General features: G+C 65.0%; 23 protein-coding genes. All 23 read right to left on the minus strand.

The genetic code is table 11. From position 1 onward, the window contains the following. Positions 1–88 precede the first annotated feature (88 nt). Complete coding sequence (gene rplR / locus EAT51_RS00660) at positions 89–445, minus strand: 50S ribosomal protein L18 (protein WP_130515994.1); 357 nt, start codon at positions 443–445, stop codon at positions 89–91. Between the two features lie 80 nt (positions 446–525). Continuing rightward, positions 526–1,053 carry a 50S ribosomal protein L6 gene (gene rplF / locus EAT51_RS00665; protein ID WP_130515992.1) on the minus strand — a complete coding sequence of 176 codons (528 nt, stop codon included), beginning with the start codon at positions 1,051–1,053 and terminating at the stop codon, positions 526–528. A 16-nt stretch (positions 1,054–1,069) separates the two neighbouring features. Continuing rightward, a complete protein-coding gene (rpsH, locus tag EAT51_RS00670) occupies positions 1,070–1,468 on the minus strand; it encodes a 30S ribosomal protein S8 (RefSeq protein WP_130515990.1) in 399 nt (132 codons plus the stop codon). A gap of 186 nt (positions 1,469–1,654) precedes the next feature. Then, the gene (gene rpsN / locus EAT51_RS00675; protein WP_130515988.1) at positions 1,655–1,960 is read right to left on the minus strand and encodes a 30S ribosomal protein S14; all 306 of its coding nucleotides are present in this window, start codon (positions 1,958–1,960) and stop codon (positions 1,655–1,657) included. Between the two features lie 15 nt (positions 1,961–1,975). After that, positions 1,976–2,518: a 50S ribosomal protein L5 gene (rplE, locus tag EAT51_RS00680; protein ID WP_130515986.1), complete on the minus strand. Its 543-nt coding sequence runs from the start codon at positions 2,516–2,518 to the stop codon at positions 1,976–1,978. An 11-nt stretch (positions 2,519–2,529) separates the two neighbouring features. Beyond that, positions 2,530–2,847, minus strand: coding sequence for a 50S ribosomal protein L24 (gene rplX / locus EAT51_RS00685; protein ID WP_130515984.1), 318 nt, complete (start codon positions 2,845–2,847; stop codon positions 2,530–2,532). A 15-nt stretch (positions 2,848–2,862) separates the two neighbouring features. Continuing rightward, positions 2,863–3,231, minus strand: coding sequence for a 50S ribosomal protein L14 (rplN, locus tag EAT51_RS00690; protein ID WP_014161372.1), 369 nt, complete (start codon positions 3,229–3,231; stop codon positions 2,863–2,865). Positions 3,232–3,246: 15 nt separating this feature from the next. Then, on the minus strand, positions 3,247–3,513 hold the full coding sequence (gene rpsQ / locus EAT51_RS00695; protein WP_130515982.1) for a 30S ribosomal protein S17: 267 nt from the start codon (positions 3,511–3,513) through the stop codon (positions 3,247–3,249). 11 nt (positions 3,514–3,524) lie between these two features. Beyond that, positions 3,525–3,710 carry a 50S ribosomal protein L29 gene (rpmC, locus tag EAT51_RS00700; protein WP_093135061.1) on the minus strand — a complete coding sequence of 62 codons (186 nt, stop codon included), beginning with the start codon at positions 3,708–3,710 and terminating at the stop codon, positions 3,525–3,527. Next, positions 3,710–4,123 carry a 50S ribosomal protein L16 gene (gene rplP / locus EAT51_RS00705; protein WP_130515980.1) on the minus strand — a complete coding sequence of 138 codons (414 nt, stop codon included), beginning with the start codon at positions 4,121–4,123 and terminating at the stop codon, positions 3,710–3,712. The genes rpmC and rplP overlap by 1 nt, the downstream gene beginning before the upstream one ends. A 5-nt stretch (positions 4,124–4,128) precedes the next feature. After that, positions 4,129–4,848 (minus strand): 30S ribosomal protein S3, encoded by a 720-nt coding sequence (gene rpsC / locus EAT51_RS00710; RefSeq protein WP_130515977.1) that lies wholly within the window; start codon positions 4,846–4,848, stop codon positions 4,129–4,131. A gap of 4 nt (positions 4,849–4,852) precedes the next feature. Further along, the gene (rplV, locus tag EAT51_RS00715) at positions 4,853–5,194 is read right to left on the minus strand and encodes a 50S ribosomal protein L22 (protein ID WP_130515975.1); all 342 of its coding nucleotides are present in this window, start codon (positions 5,192–5,194) and stop codon (positions 4,853–4,855) included. A gap of 12 nt (positions 5,195–5,206) precedes the next feature. Further along, on the minus strand, positions 5,207–5,482 hold the full coding sequence (gene rpsS, locus EAT51_RS00720; RefSeq protein ID WP_130515973.1) for a 30S ribosomal protein S19: 276 nt from the start codon (positions 5,480–5,482) through the stop codon (positions 5,207–5,209). Positions 5,483–5,488: 6 nt separating this feature from the next. Beyond that, a complete protein-coding gene (rplB, locus tag EAT51_RS00725) occupies positions 5,489–6,316 on the minus strand; it encodes a 50S ribosomal protein L2 (protein ID WP_130515971.1) in 828 nt (275 codons plus the stop codon). Between the two features lie 11 nt (positions 6,317–6,327). Further along, positions 6,328–6,627, minus strand: a complete 300-nt coding sequence (gene rplW, locus EAT51_RS00730) for a 50S ribosomal protein L23 (protein WP_130515969.1) — start codon at positions 6,625–6,627, stop codon at positions 6,328–6,330. Beyond that, positions 6,624–7,229 carry a 50S ribosomal protein L4 gene (rplD, locus tag EAT51_RS00735; RefSeq protein ID WP_130515967.1) on the minus strand — a complete coding sequence of 202 codons (606 nt, stop codon included), beginning with the start codon at positions 7,227–7,229 and terminating at the stop codon, positions 6,624–6,626. Before rplD ends, rplW begins: the two co-directional genes overlap by 4 nt. An 11-nt stretch (positions 7,230–7,240) precedes the next feature. Continuing rightward, positions 7,241–7,894, minus strand: coding sequence for a 50S ribosomal protein L3 (gene rplC, locus EAT51_RS00740; RefSeq protein WP_130515965.1), 654 nt, complete (start codon positions 7,892–7,894; stop codon positions 7,241–7,243). Positions 7,895–7,905: 11 nt separating this feature from the next. Then, positions 7,906–8,217 carry a 30S ribosomal protein S10 gene (gene rpsJ / locus EAT51_RS00745; RefSeq protein ID WP_014161383.1) on the minus strand — a complete coding sequence of 104 codons (312 nt, stop codon included), beginning with the start codon at positions 8,215–8,217 and terminating at the stop codon, positions 7,906–7,908. A 508-nt stretch (positions 8,218–8,725) separates the two neighbouring features. Continuing rightward, the gene (gene tuf / locus EAT51_RS00750) at positions 8,726–9,916 is read right to left on the minus strand and encodes an elongation factor Tu (RefSeq protein ID WP_130515963.1); all 1,191 of its coding nucleotides are present in this window, start codon (positions 9,914–9,916) and stop codon (positions 8,726–8,728) included. A 53-nt stretch (positions 9,917–9,969) separates the two neighbouring features. Further along, a complete protein-coding gene (gene fusA / locus EAT51_RS00755) occupies positions 9,970–12,057 on the minus strand; it encodes an elongation factor G (protein ID WP_130515961.1) in 2,088 nt (695 codons plus the stop codon). 186 nt (positions 12,058–12,243) lie between these two features. Then, entirely contained in the window at positions 12,244–12,711 is a 468-nt protein-coding gene (rpsG, locus tag EAT51_RS00760) for a 30S ribosomal protein S7 (protein ID WP_130515959.1), read from the minus strand. Between the two features lie 11 nt (positions 12,712–12,722). Further along, entirely contained in the window at positions 12,723–13,097 is a 375-nt protein-coding gene (gene rpsL / locus EAT51_RS00765; RefSeq protein WP_130515957.1) for a 30S ribosomal protein S12, read from the minus strand. A gap of 233 nt (positions 13,098–13,330) precedes the next feature. Further along, on the minus strand, positions 13,331–17,554 hold the full coding sequence (gene rpoC, locus EAT51_RS00770) for a DNA-directed RNA polymerase subunit beta' (RefSeq protein WP_130515956.1): 4,224 nt from the start codon (positions 17,552–17,554) through the stop codon (positions 13,331–13,333). Between the last annotated feature and the right edge of the window lie 53 nt (positions 17,555–17,607).

A 17,607-nucleotide genomic window follows, 5' to 3' on the forward strand; every position in this document is an offset into this window, starting at 1 on the left:
GCGTGACGCGGCTGCAGAAGAGCCGCGGCGCCCGGCGCAATCCGCGCCGGCAGAGGTTGCGTGGGGATGGACCCCGCGCGGTTCAAGCTTAGAACTGCAGGCCGCCTTCGCGCGCGGCATCGGCCAGCGCCTTGACGCGGCCGTGGTAGCGGTAGCCCGAGCGGTCGAAAGCGACCTTCTCGACGCCAGCGGCCTTGGCGCGCTCGGCGATCAGCTTGCCGACCTTGGCGGCGGCGTCGCTGTTCTTGCCGTTCTTCAGGCCTTCCTTGACGTCGGCCTGCAGGGTGTTGGCCGAAGCCAGCACCTTGGAGCCGTCGGCAGTGAAGATCTGCGCGTACAGGTGCTGGCCGGTGCGCAGGACGCTCAGGCGCGGCACACCCAGGTTGCGGATGTGGGCGCGGGTCGACTTGGCGCGGCGCAGGCGGGCGGTGTTCTTGATGCTCATGTTCAGTGACCTCGTGGAAGCGGATCGGCGTTGAGCCAGTGGGGAAGCAGCGGCGGTGTGCGCTCGCCTCCCGACTGCCGTTAAGCCTTCTTGGCTTCCTTGCGGATGATGGTTTCGTCGGAGTACTTCACGCCCTTGCCCTTGTAGGGCTCCGGCGGACGGAATCCGCGGATCTTGGCGGCGACTTCACCGACGCGCTGCTTGTCGGCGCCCTGCACCAGGATCTCGGTCTGGGTCGGGGCGGCCAGCGTGATGCCTTCCGGGGCCTTGAACAGGATCGGGTGGGAGAAACCCAGCGACAGGTTCAGGTCCTTGCCGGACATCGCGGCGCGGTAACCCACGCCGACCAGCTCGAGCTTGCGCTCGAAGCCATCGGACACGCCCTTGACCATGTTGGCCAGGATCGCGCGGATGGTGCCGGTGATGGCGTCGTGGTCCAGCGAGGACGGCGACAGGCTCACGGTGCCGTTCTCGACGGCGATGTTCACGCCCTCGGGCTGGGCGATCGTCAGAGTGCCCTTGGGGCCCTTGACGGTCACGGTGCCGTTGGCGTTGTTCAGTTCGGTGCCCTTGGGCAGGGCAATCGGCTTCTTGGCGACGCGGGACATGTAAGAACTCCTTCCCTTAGGCCACGAAGCACAGGACTTCACCACCCACGCCGGCCGCACGGGCCTGCGCGTCGGTCATGATGCCCTTCGACGTGGAGATGATGGCAACGCCCAGGCCGTTGAGGACCTTGGGGAGTTCGTCCTTGCCGCGGTACTGGCGCAGACCCGAGCGCGACACACGCTTGAGCGTGTCGATGACCGGCTTGCCTTCGAAGTACTTCAGGACGACCTCGAGCTCGGCCTTGTTGTTCTCGGTCTTGGTGACGCGAGAATCGGCGATGTAGCCCTCGGACTTCAGGACGCCGGCGATGGCGACCTTGATGTTGGACGACGGCATCTTCACCGTCTGCTTGCCGACGGCGGCCGCATTCTTGATGCGGACCAGCATGTCGGCGATGGGATCAGTCATGCTCATGTGCGATTCCTATGAGTAGCACCGATATCCGCTTTCGCGAAAATCTCGTGTTGTGGGTGGCGCGGGCCTTGAGGCCTGCGCCCTTGCGCGGAAGATCTCTAGCACCAAAGCCTGGCGCCCATCGGGCCGCCAGGCTCTAGGTGGTGAAATTCCGGGGAGCGGATTCTACACCACTCCCTAGCTGTGTTACCAGCTGGCCTTGCGCAGGCCGGGTACGTCGCCACGCATGGTGGCTTCGCGCAGCTTGTTGCGGGCCAGGCCGAACTTGCTGTACACGGCGCGCGGACGGCCGGACAGCTCGCAACGGGTGCGGAAGCGGCTGGGCGAGGAGTCGCGCGGCAGCTTCTGCAGCTTGGTCGAGGCCTCGATCTTCTCGTCGTAGGACGCGTCCTGGCTGGAGATGATCTTCTTGAGTGCTTCGCGCTTGGCCGCGTACTTCTTGGCCAGCTTCGCCCGCTTCAGGTCGCGGTTGACCATGGAGGTCTTTGCCATGTCGTAGTCCTCGACTTAGTTGCGGAACGGGAACTTGAACGCTTCGAGCAGCGCCTTGGCTTCGGCGTCGGTCTTGGCGGTGGTGGTGATGGCGATATCCATGCCGCGGACCGCGTCGACCTGGTCGAAGTCGATTTCCGGGAAGATGATCTGTTCCTTCACGCCCATGTTGTAGTTGCCGCGGCCGTCGAACGACCGGCCGGACACGCCACGGAAGTCGCGCACGCGCGGCAGCGAGATGCTGATCAGGCGGTCCAGGAATTCGTACATGTGGGCGCGACGCAGGGTCACCTTGCAGCCGATCGGCCAGCCGTCACGGATCTTGAAGGACGCGACCGAGACGCGCGACTTCGTCGTGACCGGCTTCTGGCCGGAGATCTTGGCCAGGTCGGCGACGGCGTTCTCCAGGATCTTCTTGTTGGTCGCAGCCTCACCCACACCCATGTTGATGGTGATCTTGGTGAGCCTGGGGACCTCCATCGGGTTGGAGTAGCCGAACTTCTTGGTCAAGGCCGGGACGACCTCTTCCTTGTAGATTTTTTCGAGACGAGTGGTCATGACCTCATTCCTCAGGCGTCGAGCGCCTCACCGCTGGAGCGGAACACACGCAGTTTGCGTCCATCCTCCAGCACCTTGAAGCCAACGCGCTCGCCCTTGCCGGAAGCGGCATTGAACAAGGCGACGTTGGAGATATGGATCGAGGCTTCGCGCTCGACGACGCCGCCGGCGACACCCGCCTGCGGGTTCGGCTTGGTGTGGCGCTTGACGATGTTCACGTTGGACACGACCACACGGTCGCCATCCACGCGCAGCACATCGCCCTGCTTGCCCTTGTCCTTGCCGGTGATGACGACCACCTGGTCGCCCTTCTTGATACGGTTAGCCATTGTGATTTCCTCCGCTCACAGCACTTCGGGTGCGAGCGAGACGATCTTCATGAACTTCTCGGAGCGCAGTTCGCGGGTCACCGGTCCGAAGATACGGGTGCCGATCGGCTCCTGCTTGTTGTTCAGCAGGACGGCGGCGTTGCCGTCGAAGCGGATCAGCGAACCGTCGGCGCGACGCACACCCTTGCGGGTACGCACGACCACGGCGTCATAGACCTCGCCCTTCTTGACCTTGCCACGCGGGATCGCGTCCTTGACGGTCACCTTGATGATGTCGCCGATGCCGGCGTAACGGCGCTTGGAGCCGCCCAGCACCTTGATGCACATCAGCTCCTTGGCACCGGAGTTGTCGGCCGCATCGAGATAGCTCTGCATCTGGATCATGATTCAGGACTCCTCTTATTCGGCCGCGCGGGCGACGATCTCGACCACGCGCCAGTTCTTGGTCTTGGACAGCGGCGCGATTTCCACCACGCGGACCAGGTCGCCTTCGTTGCAGGCGTTGTCGGCGTCGTGGGCGTGCAGCTTGGTCGAGCGCTTGATGTACTTGCCGTACAGCGCGTGCTTGACCTGACGCTCGACCAGAATGGTGACCGTCTTGTCCATCTTGTTGCTGACGACACGACCTTCGATCGTGCGCTGCGTTTTCTGTTCGTTATCACTCATGTCGGCGGTCCTTACTTCTTGCTGCCGAGCAGGGTCTTGACGCGAGCAATCTCGCGGCGGACCCGGCGGGTTTCGTGGGTCTTCGGCAGCTGGCCGGTCGCCTTCTGCATGCGCAGGGAGAACTGCTCCTTGCGCAGCTCGCCCAGATGGGCGTTCAGCTCGTCGGCAGACTTCTCGCGGAGTTCCTTGATAGCCATTAGCGCACCGTCCGGGTCACGAAAGTGGTGGTGACCGAGAGCTTGGCGGCGGCCAGGCGGAACGCCTCGCGTGCCGTTGCCTCGTCCACGCCCTCGATTTCATAGATCATGCGGCCCGGCTGGATCTGGGCCACCCAGTACTCCACGTTGCCCTTACCGGAGCCCATGCGGACCTCGATCGGCTTCTTGGTGATGGGCTTGTCGGGGAACACGCGGATCCACATCTTCCCGCCGCGCTTGACGTAGCGGCTGATGGAACGGCGCGCGGCCTCGATCTGGCGCGCGGTCAGCTGACCGTGCGCGGTGGCCTTCAGGCCGTACTCGCCGAACGAGACGAGATTTCCGCTCCAGCTCAGGCCTTCGTTACGGCCCTTGTGCATCTTGCGGTATTTGGTTCGCTTGGGTTGCAACATTGCCGTTACCTCGCATCACGATCGCGGGACGGGCGCGACGGACGTTCGCTGCGCTCGGGGCGCGCGTCGTCCTGCTTCTCCTGACCCACCTGGCTGAAGTCGAACACTTCGCCCTTGTAGACCCACACCTTGATGCCGATGATGCCGTAGGTGGTCTTCGCCTCGGCAAAGCCATAGTCGATGTCGGCGCGCAGGGTGTGCAGCGGCACACGGCCTTCGCGGTACCACTCGGAACGGGCGATCTCGGCGCCGTTCAGACGGCCGGCGACGTTCACCTTGATGCCCAGAGCACCCAGGCGAATCGCGTTGCCGACCGCGCGCTTCATCGCACGGCGGAACATGATGCGGCGCTCCAGCTGCTGGGCGATGGACTCGGCGACCAGCTGGGCGTCCAGCTCGGGCTTGCGCACTTCGGTGACGTTGATGTGCGCCGGGACGCCCATCAGATCGCTCACTTCCTTGCGCAGCTTCTCGATGTCCTCACCGCGCTTGCCGATCACCACGCCCGGGCGGGCGGTGTGGATCGTCACGCGGGCGGTCTTGGCCGGACGCTCGATCAGGATCTTGCTGATCCCGGCCTGGGCCAGCTTCTTGCGGAGCATCTCGCGGACCTTGAGGTCAGCGGCCAGGTAGCTGGCGTACTCGCGCTTGTTGGCGTACCACTTGGAATTCCAGTCCTTGGCGATGCCCAGGCGAATACCGGTCGGATGTACTTTATGGCCCATAGTCTTATTTGCCCTTGCCTTCGCCAACCACCACGGTGATATGGCTGGTGCGCTTGAGGATGCGCGTGCCGCGGCCCTTGGCGCGGGCCATGAAACGCTTCAGCGTCGGGCCCTCGTCGACCATGATGGTCTGGACCTTCAGCTCGTCGACGTCGGCGCCCTGGTTGTTCTCGGCGTTGGCGATCGCCGACTCCACCACCTTCTTGATCAGGTGGGCGGCCTTCTTGTCCGAGAACTTCAGCAGGTTGACGGCGCGCTCGGCCGACAGACCACGCACCTGGTCGGCGACCAGGCGGGCCTTCTGCGGGGAGATGCGCGCGGTGCGCAGGATGGCTTTCGCTTCCATTGTCATCTCTCCTTACTTCTTGCCGCCGGCTTTCTTGTCGCCACCGTGACCCTTGAAGGTCCGGGTGACGGCAAACTCGCCGAGCTTGTGGCCGACCATGTTCTCGTTGACCAGCACCGGAACGTGGTTCTTGCCGTTGTGCACGGCGATGGTGAAACCCACCATCTCCGGCAGGATCATGGAGCGACGCGACCAGGTCTTGATCGGGCGCTTGCTACCGGCCGCAGCCTCCACCTTCTTGACCAGGTGGTGATCGACGAACGGGCCTTTCTTGAGTGAACGTGCCATGGTCGATTAGCCCCTACGATCGCGGACGATGAATTGCTGCGTGCGCTTGTTATGGCGCGTCTTGTAACCCTTGGTCGGCACGCCCCACGGGGTGACCGGATGCGGGTTGCCCTGGCCAGCCTTGGCCTCACCACCACCGTGCGGGTGGTCGACCGGGTTCATGGCCGCACCGCGAACGGTCGGACGCACGCCGCGCCAACGCTTGGCACCGGCCTTGCCCAGCTTCTCGAGGCTGTGCTCGTCGTTGCCGACTTCGCCGATGGTGGCGCAGCACTCGGCCGGAACCTTGCGCATTTCGCCCGAACGCAGGCGCAGCGTGGCGAAGCCCTGCTCGCGCGCAACCAGCTGGACCGAGGCGCCGGCGGCACGGGCGATCTGGGCGCCCTTGCCGACCTTCAGCTCGATGCAGTGCACCGTGGTGCCGACCGGGATGTTCAGCAGCGGCAGGGTGTTGCCGGTGCGGATCGGGGCGTCGCGGCCCGCGATCACCTGGTCGCCGGCCTTCAGGCCCTTGGGCGCGATGATGTAGCGGCGCTCACCGTCGACGTAGCACAGCAGCGCGATGTGCGCGGTGCGGTTCGGGTCGTACTCGATGCGCTCGACACGGGCCGGGATGCCGACCTTGTCGCGCTTGAAGTCGATGACACGGTAGTGCTGCTTGTGACCACCACCGATATGACGGGTGGTGATGCGACCGTGGTGGTTGCGACCGCCGGACTTGCTCTGCTTCTCCAGGAGCGGAGCGTGCGGAGCACCCTTGTGCAGGTCGGGCGTCACCACGCGCACGGCCGAACGGCGGCCGGCGGAAGTGGGTTTGAATTTCATCAATGGCATGTGGGTCTACCTCAGGCCGTGGCCGACACGTCGATGGCCTGGCCGTCGGCCAGACGCACATACGCCTTGCGCCAGTCGCCGCGACGGCCACCGCGGTTACGGAAGGACTTGTTCTTGCCCTTGACGTTCACCACGTTGACGGCCTCGACCTTGACGTCGAACAGCTGCTCGACCGCGGCCTTGACATCGGCCTTGGTGGCGTCGTTCGAGACTTCGAAGACGTACTGATTGCTTACTTCCTGCAGACGTGCAGTCTTTTCGGACACGCGCGGGGCGCGCAGCACGCTGAAGATTTTCTCGTTGCTGATCATGCCAGCCACTCCTCGATCTTCTTCACCGCATCGGCGGTGATCACGACAGTGTCGGCACCGACCAGCGACGCCGGATCCAGCGCCTGGACGTCGCGCACTTCCACGTAGGGAAGGTTGCGAGCGGACAGATACAGGTGCTCCGAAGCATCCTCGGTGACGATCAGCGGACGCTTGCCGACGTTCAGTTCCTTGAGCTTGGAGACCAGGCCCTTGGTGCTGGAGGCATCGATGTTGAAGGCGTCGACGACGGCCAGGCGGTCCTGACGAGCCAGCTCGCTCAGGATGGCCTTCATCGCGGCGCGGTACATCTTGCGGTTGACCTTCTGGTCGAAGCTACGCGGCTTGGCCGCGAAGGTCACGCCGCCGCCGACGAAGATCGGGGCAGTCAGGGCGCCATGACGCGCGCCGCCGCCCTTCTGCTTCTTCGACTTCTTGGTGGTGCCGTTGACTTCCGCACGGGTCTTCTGGGCCTTGGTGCCCGCACGACCGGCGTTGCGGTAGGCGACGACGACCTGGTGCACCAGGTCCTGACTGAATTCGCGACCGAACACTTCGTCGGAGACCGACAGTTTGTTGGCGCTGCCGTTAATGGCGAGTTCCATGTTGGTTCTCCTTATGCCTTGCTCGCCGGACGCACGATCACGTCGCCACCCGGCGCACCCGGCACGGCGCCGCGAACGGCGATCAAGCCGCGCTCGGCGTCCACGCGGACGACTTCCAGGTTCTGCGTGCTCTGCTGCGCGGCGCCCATGTGGCCGGACATCTTCTTGCCCGGGAACACACGGCCGGGGGTCTGACGCTGGCCCAGCGAACCCGGCGCGCGATGCGACAGCGAGTTACCGTGGGTGGCGTCGCCCATGCGGAAGTTCCAGCGCTTGATCGTGCCCTGGAAGCCCTTGCCCTTGGTCACGCCCTGGACGTCGACCTTCTGGCCCACTTCAAAGATGTCGGCCTTGATCTCGCCGCCGACGCTGAAGTCGCCGATCTTGTCGGCTTCCACGCGCAGCTCCCACAGGCCGCGACCGGCTTCGACCTTGGCCTTGGCCAGGTGACCGGCGACCGGCTTGGTGATCAACGCAGCGCGGCGCGAACCCACGGCGACCTGCACGGCGCTGTAGCCGTCGGTCTCGGAGGTCTTGATCTGGGTGATGCGGTTCGGGGTGGCTTCGATCAGGGTGACCGGAATGGACTTGCCATCTTCGGTGAACACCCGGGTCATGCCGGCCTTGCGGCCAACGATGCCCAACGAATATTTCTTCGCAGTCATGGTCGGTGCCTTTAGGTCAGCTTGATCTGGACGTCAACGCCAGCCGCCAGCTCGAGCTTCATCAGCGCGTCGACGGTCTTGTCGTTGGGATCGACGATGTCCAGCACGCGCTTGTGCGTACGGGTCTCGTACTGGTCGCGCGCATCCTTGTCGGCGTGCGGCGACACCAGGATGGTGTAGCGTTCAATCTTGGTCGGCAGCGGGATCGGGCCGCGCACCTGCGCGCCGGTCCGCTTGGCCGTTTCGACGATCTCGCTCGCCGAGCGATCGATCAGGCGATGATCGTAGGCCTTGAGCCTGATACGGATCTTCTGGTCCGCCATGACGGTTTCCTGTGTTGAAAGAGCGACGGGCGCGGCCTCTGGGATGCCTTGCCCCGGTAATGGTCCACAAGCTTTTTTCTCGAAGTCCCTGCGCCTTGAGTCACCCCTTGCCGAGGGACGCGCCGGGGCCGAGAGGGCCCGGGAATCTTCCTGAAAAACAAGGCAGACCGATGAACGGCCTGCCCAGACGAAAGAGTATAGAACGCGTCAACTACGCCCGTCAACAACCCGGACGCATCGCGACGCGAAAAGTCGCCTTTTCGCGCCACCGGTTCACACGTTCAACATCCTTATCTGGCGAACACGAGGCGCTTCCTGCACCTCTTTTCGCGGTAGGCCGGCCACACCTCCCAGGGAGGGGCCGGCGGGTATTGCGGTGTTGCCTTATTACTTGGTCCCGGGCTGGCCGGGGCGCGAAGTGTACTTCATCGGAGCGGCGGATCCCCGCTTTCGCGGGGATGACGTTCCGGCAAAGGCGCTCGCGCTGACGCGCGAGCGCGCCGTCACGTCACTTGAGGATCTTGGCCACCACGCCGGCGCCGACGGTACGGCCGCCCTCGCGGATCGCAAAGCGCAGGCCTTCGTCCATCGCCACCGGGTTGATCAGCGTGACCTTCATCTTCACGTTGTCGCCCGGCATCACCATCTCGGTGCCTTCCGGCAGCTCGATCGCACCGGTGATGTCGGTGGTGCGGAAGTAGAACTGCGGACGGTAGCCCTTGAAGAACGGCGTGTGACGGCCACCCTCGTCCTTGGACAGCACGTATACCTCGGCCTCGAACTCGGTGTGCGGGGTGATCGAACCCGGCTTGGCCAGCACCTGGCCGCGCTCCACGTCGTCACGCTTGGTGCCGCGCAGCAGCAGACCCGCGTTGTCGCCCGCCTGGCCCTGGTCCAGCAGCTTGCGGAACATTTCCACGCCGGTCACGGTCGTCTTCTGGGTCGGGCGGATACCGACGATCTCGATTTCCTCGCCCACCTTGATCACGCCGCGCTCGATACGGCCGGTCACCACGGTGCCGCGGCCCGAGATCGAGAACACGTCTTCCACCGGCATCAGGAACGCCTTGTCGACGTCACGCTCCGGGGTCGGGATCCAGGTGTCCAGCGCCTCGACCAGCTTCAGGATCGCCGGCACGCCGATCTCCGACTGGTCGCCTTCCAGCGCCAGACGGGCCGAACCGTGGATGATCGGGGTGTCGTCGCCCGGGAACTCGTACTTGCTCAGCAGCTCGCGGACTTCCATCTCCACCAGCTCCAGCAGCTCGGCGTCGTCCACCATGTCGGCCTTGTTCAGGAACACGACGATGTACGGCACGCCCACCTGGCGCGAGAGCAAGATGTGCTCGCGGGTCTGCGGCATCGGGCCGTCAGCGGCCGAGCACACCAGAATCGCACCGTCCATCTGGGCGGCGCCGGTGATCATGTTCTTCACGTAGTCGGCGTGGCCCGGGCAGTCCACGTGCGCGTAGTGGCGGCTCGGCGATTCGTATTCCACGTGCGCCGTGGAGATCGTGATGCCGCGCGCCTTCTCTTCCGGCGCCGCGTCGATCGCGTCGTAGGCCTTGAACTCGCCGCCGAAACGCTCCGCGCCCACCTTGGTCAGCGCCGCCGTCAGCGTCGTCTTGCCATGGTCAACGTGACCAATCGTGCCCACGTTCACGTGCGGCTTGGTGCGCTCGAACTTACCCTTTGCCATTGTCGTAATCCTTCAAAAGTTGTGTCAGTTGGAATGCGGTGCGAAGCGGTCGATTACTTCTTGGTGACCGCTTCGGCGATGTTGGCCGGCGCTTCGGCATAGTGGTCGAACTCCATCGAGAAGGTCGCGCGACCCTGCGACATCGAGCGCAGCGTGGTGGCGTAGCCGAACATCTCGCCCAGCGGCACCATGGCGTTGATGACCTTGCCCGACGGGCTTTCGTCCTGGCCTTGCAGGATGCCGCGACGACGGCTCACGTCGCCCATCACGTCACCCAGGTAATCCTCGGGCGTGACGATCTCGACCTTCATCATCGGCTCGAGCAGGACCGGCGAGGCCTTGGAGAAGGCTTCCTTGAACGCCATCGAGCCTGCGACCTTGAACGCCATTTCGTTGGAGTCCACGTCGTGGAACGAACCGTCGACGGCCTTGACCGCGACGTCCACCACCGGGAAGCCGGCCAGCGGACCATTGCGCATGGCCTCTTCGATGCCCTTGCCCGCGGCGGCGACGTATTCCTTCGGCACCACACCGCCGACGATCGCGCTCTCGTAGCTGAAGCCCGCGCCACGCTCGGCCGGCTCCATCTCGATCACGATGTGGCCGTACTGGCCGCGACCGCCCGACTGGCGCACGAACTTGCCGTCCTGCTTGACGCCCTTGCGGATCGTCTCGCGGTAGGCCACCTGCGGCTTGCCGACGTTGGCTTCAACGTTGAACTCGCGCTTCATGCGGTCGACGATGATTTCCAGGTGCAGCTCGCCCATGCCGGCGATGATGGTCTGACCGGATTCCTCGTCGGTCCGCACGCGGAACGAGGGATCTTCCTGCGCCAGGCGACCCAGCGCCAGGCCCATCTTCTCCTGGTCGGACTTGGTCTTCGGCTCGACCGCCATCGAGATCACCGGCTCCGGGAACGTCATGCGCTCCAGGGTGATGATCTTGTCCTGCGCGCACAGCGTGTCGCCGGTGGTGACGTCCTTCAGACCCACCGCCGCGGCGATGTCGCCCGCGCGCACTTCCTTGATCTCTTCGCGGTTGTTGGAGTGCATCTGCAGGATGCGGCCCACGCGCTCCTTCTTCGACTTGACCGGGTTGTAGACCTGGTCGCCGGAGTTGAGCACGCCCGAGTAGACGCGGAAGAAGGTCAGCGAGCCCACGAACGGGTCGGTCATGATCTTGAACGCCAGCGCCGAGAAGGGCTCGTTGTCGCCCGCCTTGCGGCTGTCTTCCTGCTCGTTCTCGTCGATGCCCTGCACCGGCGGACGATCCACCGGCGACGGCAGCAGCTGGATCACGCCGTCGAGCATGGCCTGCACGCCCTTGTTCTTGAAGGCAGTGCCGCAGTAGACCGGCACGATCTCCACGCGCAGGGTGCGCTCGCGCAGACCGCTCAGGATCTCGGCCTCGGACAGGTCGCCGCCGCCCAGGTACTTGTCCATCAGCTCTTCGCTGGCCTCGGCCGCGGCCTCGACCATGAAGCTGCGGGCCTCGTCGGCCTTGGACTGCAGCTCGGCGGGGATGTCGCGGTACTCGAACACGGTGCCCTGCGAAGCGGTATCCCAGTGGATCGCCTTCATCTTGACCAGGTCGATCACGCCCTCGAAGCCGTCCTCGGCGCCGATCGGCACCTGCATCGGCACGGCGTACGCGCCCAGGCGGGCCTTGAGCTGGTCCACGACCTTGTCGAAGTTGGCGCCGGTGCGGTCCATCTTATTGACGAACGCCAGACGCGGCACGGCGTACTTGTTGGCCTGACGCCACACGGTCTCGGACTGCGGCTGCACGCCACCGACGGCGCACAGCACGAACACGGCGCCGTCGAGCACGCGCAGCGAACGCTCGACTTCGATGGTGAAGTCGACGTGGCCGGGGGTGTCGATGATGTTGAAGCGGTGCTGTGGCATGGACTTGTCCATACCCGTCCAGAACGCCGTGGTGGCGGCGGACGTGATGGTGATGCCGCGCTCCTGCTCCTGCTCCATCCAGTCCATCGTGGCGGCGCCATCGTGCACCTCACCGATCTTGTGGCTGACACCGGTGTAGAACAGGATGCGCTCCGACGTGGTGGTCTTGCCCGCGTCGATGTGGGCCATGATGCCGAAGTTGCGGTAACGCTCGATGGGAGTGGTGCGAGCCACGAGGAGTCTCTCTTTTTGATGAAAAGAACGTCGCGCCATGGGCGCGAACGGGGGCGATGATCACACAGGTCCTAAAGACCGAATGCCGCCCGGGGGCGGCTTTCGCTGTCGTGCGCGATGATCAGCGCGTTGTGTGGCGCCTAGGTGGCGCCTGGGGCCCGAAGATTCAAGGCCCCCGGTACTGCCTTACCAGCGATAGTGCGCGAACGCCTTGTTGGCTTCGGCCATGCGGTGGGTTTCTTCACGCTTCTTGATGGCGCCGCCACGGTTTTCCGAGGCGTCGATCAGTTCGGCGGCCAGCTTGCGCGGCATGGTGTTCTCACCGCGCTTGCGGGCCGACTCGATCAGCCAGCGCATGGCCAGGGCCAGGCGGCGCGAGGCGCGCACTTCGACCGGCACCTGATAGGTGGCACCACCGACGCGGCGCGACTTGACCTCGACGGCCGGCGCGACGTTGTCCAGCGCCTTCTCGACCAGCTCGAGGGCGTTGGGATTCTTTTCGCCGATGACGTCCATCGCGCCGTAGACGATCTTCTCGGCGACGGACTTCTTGCCGCTCAGCATCACCATGTTGATGAAGCGGGCGATGGTGTGGCTGCCGTGCTTGGGATCGGGCAGAACGGTGCGCTGCGGCGCGGAACCTTTACGAGACATGTCTTATTCCCTTAGCTCTTCGGACGCTTGGCGCCGTACTTGGAACGGGCTTGGCGGCGCTTGGCAACGCCGGCGGCGTCGAGCGAACCGCGCACGGTGTGGTAACGCACGCCCGGCAGGTCCTTGACGCGACCGCCGCGGATCAGCACCACCGAGTGCTCCTGCAGGTTATGCCCTTCGCCACCGATGTAGCTGATGACTTCTTCCTGGTTGGTCAGGCGCACCTTGGCCACCTTGCGCAGCGCCGAGTTCGGCTTCTTGGGCGTGGTGGTGTAGACGCGCGTGCAGACGCCGCGGCGCTGCGGACAGTTGTCGAGTGCCGGCGAGGCGCTCTTGTAGGTCGTCGCCTGCCGCGGCTTGCGGACCAGCTGGTTGATCGTTGCCATCTTTGGATTCTTTGGATGAAGGCCGTGACGCCGGGCCTTTTGCGTGAAAACGACGGCAGGCCGTAGATGCGGCCTGCCGAGACAGGAGAGTATAGCTGGCAGCGGAATTTGTCGTCAACCGACGAAATCCTCACCACCGTCTGGCCGGTCCCGGGCCGGGATACGGGGCACATCCTGCGCCCCCTTCCGCTTGGTCAGGCCGGCCCCGCCTGGGGCCGGCCCGTCTTGCTGGCTTACTGCTCGGTGCTGCTTTCCGACTCGGCCTCGCCACCTTCGGCCACGGCCTCGGCGGTCACCGGCCCGGACAGGGCGGCCATCTCCGACTCGGTCAGGCCCGAGGCGTTGCGACGGCGCTGACTGTGGTAGGTCAGACCGGTACCGGCCGGGATCAGACGGCCGACGATCACGTTCTCCTTCAGACCGCGCAGGCTGTCGCGGGTGCCGCGCACGGCCGCCTCGGTCAGCACGCGGGTGGTCTCCTGGAAGGAGGCCGCGGAGATGAACGACTCGGTCGCCAGCGAGGCCTTGGTGATGCCCAGCAGGACCGGCTCGTACTGCGCCGGCAGCTCGTTGCGGGCCACCAGCCTGGCGTTCTCCTCGATCATGCGCTGCTTCTCGACCTGCTCGCCGGCCAGGAACTTGCTGTTGCCCGCATCGGTGATCTCCACCTTGCGCAGCATCTGGCGGGTGATCACCTCGATGTGCTTGTCGTTGATCTTCACGCCCTGCAGGCGGTAGACGTCCTGGATCTCCTTGACCAGGTACGCGGCCAGCGGCTCGACACCCAGCAGGCGCAGGATGTCCTGCGGGCTCGGCTCGCCGTCCACGATGGTCTCGCCCTTGGCCACGTGCTCGCCTTCGAACACGATGATCTGGCGGAACTTGGGAATCAGCTCCTCGTGCTCGTTGCCGTCGGTGTCCTTGATGATCAGGCGCTGCTTGCCCTTGGTGTCCTTGCCGAAGCTGATCACGCCCGAACGCTCGGCCAGGATCGCAGGATCCTTCGGCTTGCGCGCCTCGAACAGGTCGGCCACGCGCGGCAGACCACCGGTGATGTCGCGGGTCTTGGACGCTTCCTGCGGCACCTTGGTGACCACGTCGCCCACGCCGACGGCGGCGCCGTCCTGCAGGTTGACCACCGAACGCGGCGGCAGCAGGTACTGGGCCGGCATGTCGGTGCCCGGGATCGACAGATCCTTGCCGTCCTTGTCGACGATGCGCACCAGCGGACGCAGGTCCTTGCCCTGCGAGCCGCGACGCTTGGGATCGGTGATCTCGCGCGAGGCCAGGCCGGTCAGTTCGTCGGTCTTCTCGATGACGGTGATGCCGTCGACGAAGTCCACGAAGCGCACGAAACCGGCCACTTCCGACACGATCGGGTGGTTATGCGGATCCCAGTTGGCCACGGTCTGGCCGGCCTTGACCGCATCGCCGTCCTTGACGGTGATGGTGGCGCCATAGGGCAGCTTGTAGCGCTCGCGCTCGCGGCCGTGGGCGTCCAGCACCGACAGCTCGCCCGAACGCGACACCGCCACCAGCGAGCCGTTGGCATGCTCGACCGACTTGAGGTTGTTGAACTTCACCGAGCCGGTGGTCTTGACCGTGATGTTGTCCACCGCGGCGGCACGCGAAGCGGCACCACCGATGTGGAACGTGCGCATAGTCAGCTGCGTGCCGGGCTCGCCGATCGACTGGGCGGCGATGACGCCGACCGCTTCGCCGATGTTGACGGTGTGGCCACGGGCCAGATCGCGGCCATAGCACAGGGCGCACACGCCGAAATCCGAGGTGCAGGTGATGGTCGAGCGGACCTTCAGGGACTGCACGCTGGCGTCTTCGAGCTTCTGCACCCAGGCTTCGTCGAGCAGCGTGTTGCGGGTGACGATCGGATCCTCGTCGTTGCCCGGCAGGAACACGTCCTCGGCCACGATGCGGCCCAGCACGCGGTCCTTCAGCGGCTCGACCACGTCGCCGCCTTCCACGATCGGGGTCATGGTCAGGCCGTCGGTGGTGCCACAGTCGACCTCGGTGATCACCACGTCCTGCGCCACGTCGACCAGGCGACGGGTCAGGTAACCGGAGTTGGCGGTCTTCAGCGCGGTATCGGCCAGACCCTTACGGGCGCCGTGGGTGGAGTTGAAGTACTCCTGCACGTTCAGGCCTTCGCGGAAGTTCGCCTTGATGGGCGTCTCGATGATCGAGCCATCGGGACGCGCCATCAGGCCGCGCATGCCGGCCAGCTGACGGATCTGCGCCTGGCTACCACGCGCGCCGGAGTCGGCCATGATGTACAGCGAGTTCATCGACTTCTCGTTGATGGTCTCGCCCTTGGCGTTGAGCACCTTGTCGGTACCGATGGTGTCCATCATCGCCTTGGCGATGCGCTCGTTGGTGCGCGACCAGATGTCCACGACCTTGTTGTAGCGCTCGCCGGCGGTGACCAGACCGGACTGGTACTGCTCCTGGATCTCGAGCACTTCCTGCTCGGCCTCGCCCAGGATGCCCTTCTTCTCGTCCGGGATGACCATGTCGTCGATGCCGATCGACACGCCCGCGCGGGTGGCGTAGGCGAAGCCGGTGTACATCAGCTTGTCGGCGAACACGACCGTGTCCTTCAGACCCAGCTGGCGGTAGCTGGAGTTGATCAGACGCGAGATGTTCTTCTTGGTCAGGTCGGTATTGGCCAGCGCGAACGGCAGGCCGTCGGGCAGGATCTCGGCCAGCAGCGCGCGCCCGACCGTGGTGTCCACGATCGAGGTCTTCTTCTCGCGGCTGCCGTCCTCGGCGATCACCGTCTCGGTGATGCGCACCTTGACCTTGGCGTGCAGTTCGACCACGCGGTTGTCGTAGGCGCGCTTGACCTCGGCGATGTTGGCGAAGGCCATGCCCTCGCCCGCCTTGTTCTCCAGGGCGCGGGTCATGTAGTACAGACCCAGCACCACGTCCTGCGAGGGCACGATGATCGGCTCGCCGTTGGCCGGCGAGAGGATGTTGTTGGACGACATCATCAGCGCGCGCGCTTCCAGCTGGGCTTCCAGCGAGAGCGGCACGTGCACGGCCATCTGGTCACCGTCGAAGTCGGCGTTGAACGCGGTGCAGACCAGCGGGTGCAGCTGGATGGCCTTGCCCTCGATCAGCACCGGTTCGAACGCCTGGATGCCCAGGCGGTGCAGGGTCGGGGCGCGGTTCAGCAGCACCGGGTGCTCGCGGATGACTTCTTCCAGGATGTCCCAGACCTCGCCTTCCTCGCGCTCGACCAGCTTCTTAGCGGCCTTGATCGTGGTGGCCAGACCGCGACGCTGCAGCTTGGCGAACACGAACGGCTTGAACAGCTCCAGCGCCATCTTCTTGGGCAGGCCGCACTGGTGCAGCTTGAGGTACGGACCGACCACGATGACCGAACGGCCCGAGTAGTCCACGCGCTTGCCGAGCAGGTTCTGGCGGAACCGGCCCTGCTTGCCCTTGATCATGTCGGCCAGCGACTTCAGCGGACGCTTGTTGGTGCCGGTGATGGCGCGACCGCGACGGCCGTTGTCCATCAGCGCGTCGACCGATTCTTGCAGCATGCGCTTTTCGTTGCGCACGATGATGTCCGGGGCGTTGAGCTCCAGCAGGCGGCGCAGACGGTTGTTGCGGTTGATGACGCGGCGGTACAGGTCGTTGAGGTCGGAGGTCGCGAAGCGGCCACCGTCCAGCGGCACCAGCGGGCGCAGATCCGGGGGCAGCACCGGCAGCACGGTCATGACCATCCACTCCGGACGGTTGCCGGACTCCAGGAAGGCCTCGACCAGCTTGATGCGCTTGGTCAGACGCTTGAGCTTGGTCTCCGAACCGGTGCTGGCGATCTCCTCGCGCAGCTTGACCATCTCGGCCTGCAGGTCGATGTGGCGCAGCAGTTCGAACACGGCCTCGGCGCCCATGGCGGCGTCGAAGTCGTCGCCGTGCTCCTGGCGCGCGGTCAGGTACTGCTCTTCGGTCAGCAGCTGGCGGCTTTCCAGCGGGGTCAGGCCCGGCTCGGTCACCACGTAGGCTTCGAAGTACAGCACGCGCTCGATGTCGCGCAGGGTCATGTCCAGCATCAGGCCGATGCGCGAGGGCAGCGACTTGAGGAACCAGATGTGCGCGACCGGCGAGGCCAGGTCGATGTGGCCCATGCGCTCGCGGCGCACCTTGGCCAGGGTCACCTCGGTGCCGCACTTCTCGCAGACCACGCCGCGGTGCTTCATGCGCTTGTACTTGCCGCACAGGCACTCGTAGTCCTTGATCGGTCCGAAGATGGCGGCGCAGAACAGGCCGTCACGCTCGGGCTTGAAGGTACGGTAGTTGATGGTTTCCGGCTTCTTCACTTCGCCGAAGGACCACGAGCGGATCAGATCCGGCGAGGCCAGCGCGATCTTGATCGCGTCGAAGTCCAGGGTCTGGCGCTGCTGGTTGAAGAGGTTGAGCAGGTCTTTCATGTTCTTCTCCGGGAATCGGGAATTGAGAATGGGGAATCGTCAGAAGCGGGGAA

Origin of the sequence: Pseudoxanthomonas winnipegensis, from assembly GCF_004283755.1 — a bacterium.
Classification (GTDB): domain Bacteria; phylum Pseudomonadota; class Gammaproteobacteria; order Xanthomonadales; family Xanthomonadaceae; genus Pseudoxanthomonas_A; species Pseudoxanthomonas_A winnipegensis.

What these genes read in the sequence shown, in the direction of transcription:
- rplE (WP_130515986.1), bottom strand. Translation starts at nt 2,518, where the DNA reads ATGACCACTCGTCTCGAAAAAATCTACAAGGAAGAGGTCGTCCCGGCC.
- rpsJ (WP_014161383.1), bottom strand. Translation starts at nt 8,217, where the DNA reads ATGGCGGACCAGAAGATCCGTATCAGGCTCAAGGCCTACGATCATCGC.
- rplR (WP_130515994.1), bottom strand. Translation starts at nt 445, where the DNA reads ATGAGCATCAAGAACACCGCCCGCCTGCGCCGCGCCAAGTCGACCCGC.
- rplD (WP_130515967.1), bottom strand. Translation starts at nt 7,229, where the DNA reads ATGGAACTCGCCATTAACGGCAGCGCCAACAAACTGTCGGTCTCCGAC.
- rpsQ (WP_130515982.1), bottom strand. Translation starts at nt 3,513, where the DNA reads ATGAGTGATAACGAACAGAAAACGCAGCGCACGATCGAAGGTCGTGTC.
- rplF (WP_130515992.1), bottom strand. Translation starts at nt 1,053, where the DNA reads ATGTCCCGCGTCGCCAAGAAGCCGATTGCCCTGCCCAAGGGCACCGAA.
- rpsG (WP_130515959.1), bottom strand. Translation starts at nt 12,711, where the DNA reads ATGTCTCGTAAAGGTTCCGCGCCGCAGCGCACCGTTCTGCCCGATCCC.
- rplC (WP_130515965.1), bottom strand. Translation starts at nt 7,894, where the DNA reads ATGACTGCGAAGAAATATTCGTTGGGCATCGTTGGCCGCAAGGCCGGC.
- rplN (WP_014161372.1), bottom strand. Translation starts at nt 3,231, where the DNA reads ATGATCCAGATGCAGAGCTATCTCGATGCGGCCGACAACTCCGGTGCC.
- rpsC (WP_130515977.1), bottom strand. Translation starts at nt 4,848, where the DNA reads ATGGGCCATAAAGTACATCCGACCGGTATTCGCCTGGGCATCGCCAAG.
- tuf (WP_130515963.1), bottom strand. Translation starts at nt 9,916, where the DNA reads ATGGCAAAGGGTAAGTTCGAGCGCACCAAGCCGCACGTGAACGTGGGC.
- rpsS (WP_130515973.1), bottom strand. Translation starts at nt 5,482, where the DNA reads ATGGCACGTTCACTCAAGAAAGGCCCGTTCGTCGATCACCACCTGGTC.
- rplV (WP_130515975.1), bottom strand. Translation starts at nt 5,194, where the DNA reads ATGGAAGCGAAAGCCATCCTGCGCACCGCGCGCATCTCCCCGCAGAAG.
- rplP (WP_130515980.1), bottom strand. Translation starts at nt 4,123, where the DNA reads ATGTTGCAACCCAAGCGAACCAAATACCGCAAGATGCACAAGGGCCGT.
- rplW (WP_130515969.1), bottom strand. Translation starts at nt 6,627, where the DNA reads ATGATCAGCAACGAGAAAATCTTCAGCGTGCTGCGCGCCCCGCGCGTG.
- rpsH (WP_130515990.1), bottom strand. Translation starts at nt 1,468, where the DNA reads ATGAGCATGACTGATCCCATCGCCGACATGCTGGTCCGCATCAAGAAT.
- rpmC (WP_093135061.1), bottom strand. Translation starts at nt 3,710, where the DNA reads ATGGCTATCAAGGAACTCCGCGAGAAGTCTGCCGACGAGCTGAACGCC.
- rpoC (WP_130515956.1), bottom strand. Translation starts at nt 17,554, where the DNA reads ATGAAAGACCTGCTCAACCTCTTCAACCAGCAGCGCCAGACCCTGGAC.
- rpsN (WP_130515988.1), bottom strand. Translation starts at nt 1,960, where the DNA reads ATGGCAAAGACCTCCATGGTCAACCGCGACCTGAAGCGGGCGAAGCTG.
- rpsL (WP_130515957.1), bottom strand. Translation starts at nt 13,097, where the DNA reads ATGGCAACGATCAACCAGCTGGTCCGCAAGCCGCGGCAGGCGACGACC.
- rplB (WP_130515971.1), bottom strand. Translation starts at nt 6,316, where the DNA reads ATGCCATTGATGAAATTCAAACCCACTTCCGCCGGCCGCCGTTCGGCC.
- rplX (WP_130515984.1), bottom strand. Translation starts at nt 2,847, where the DNA reads ATGGCTAACCGTATCAAGAAGGGCGACCAGGTGGTCGTCATCACCGGC.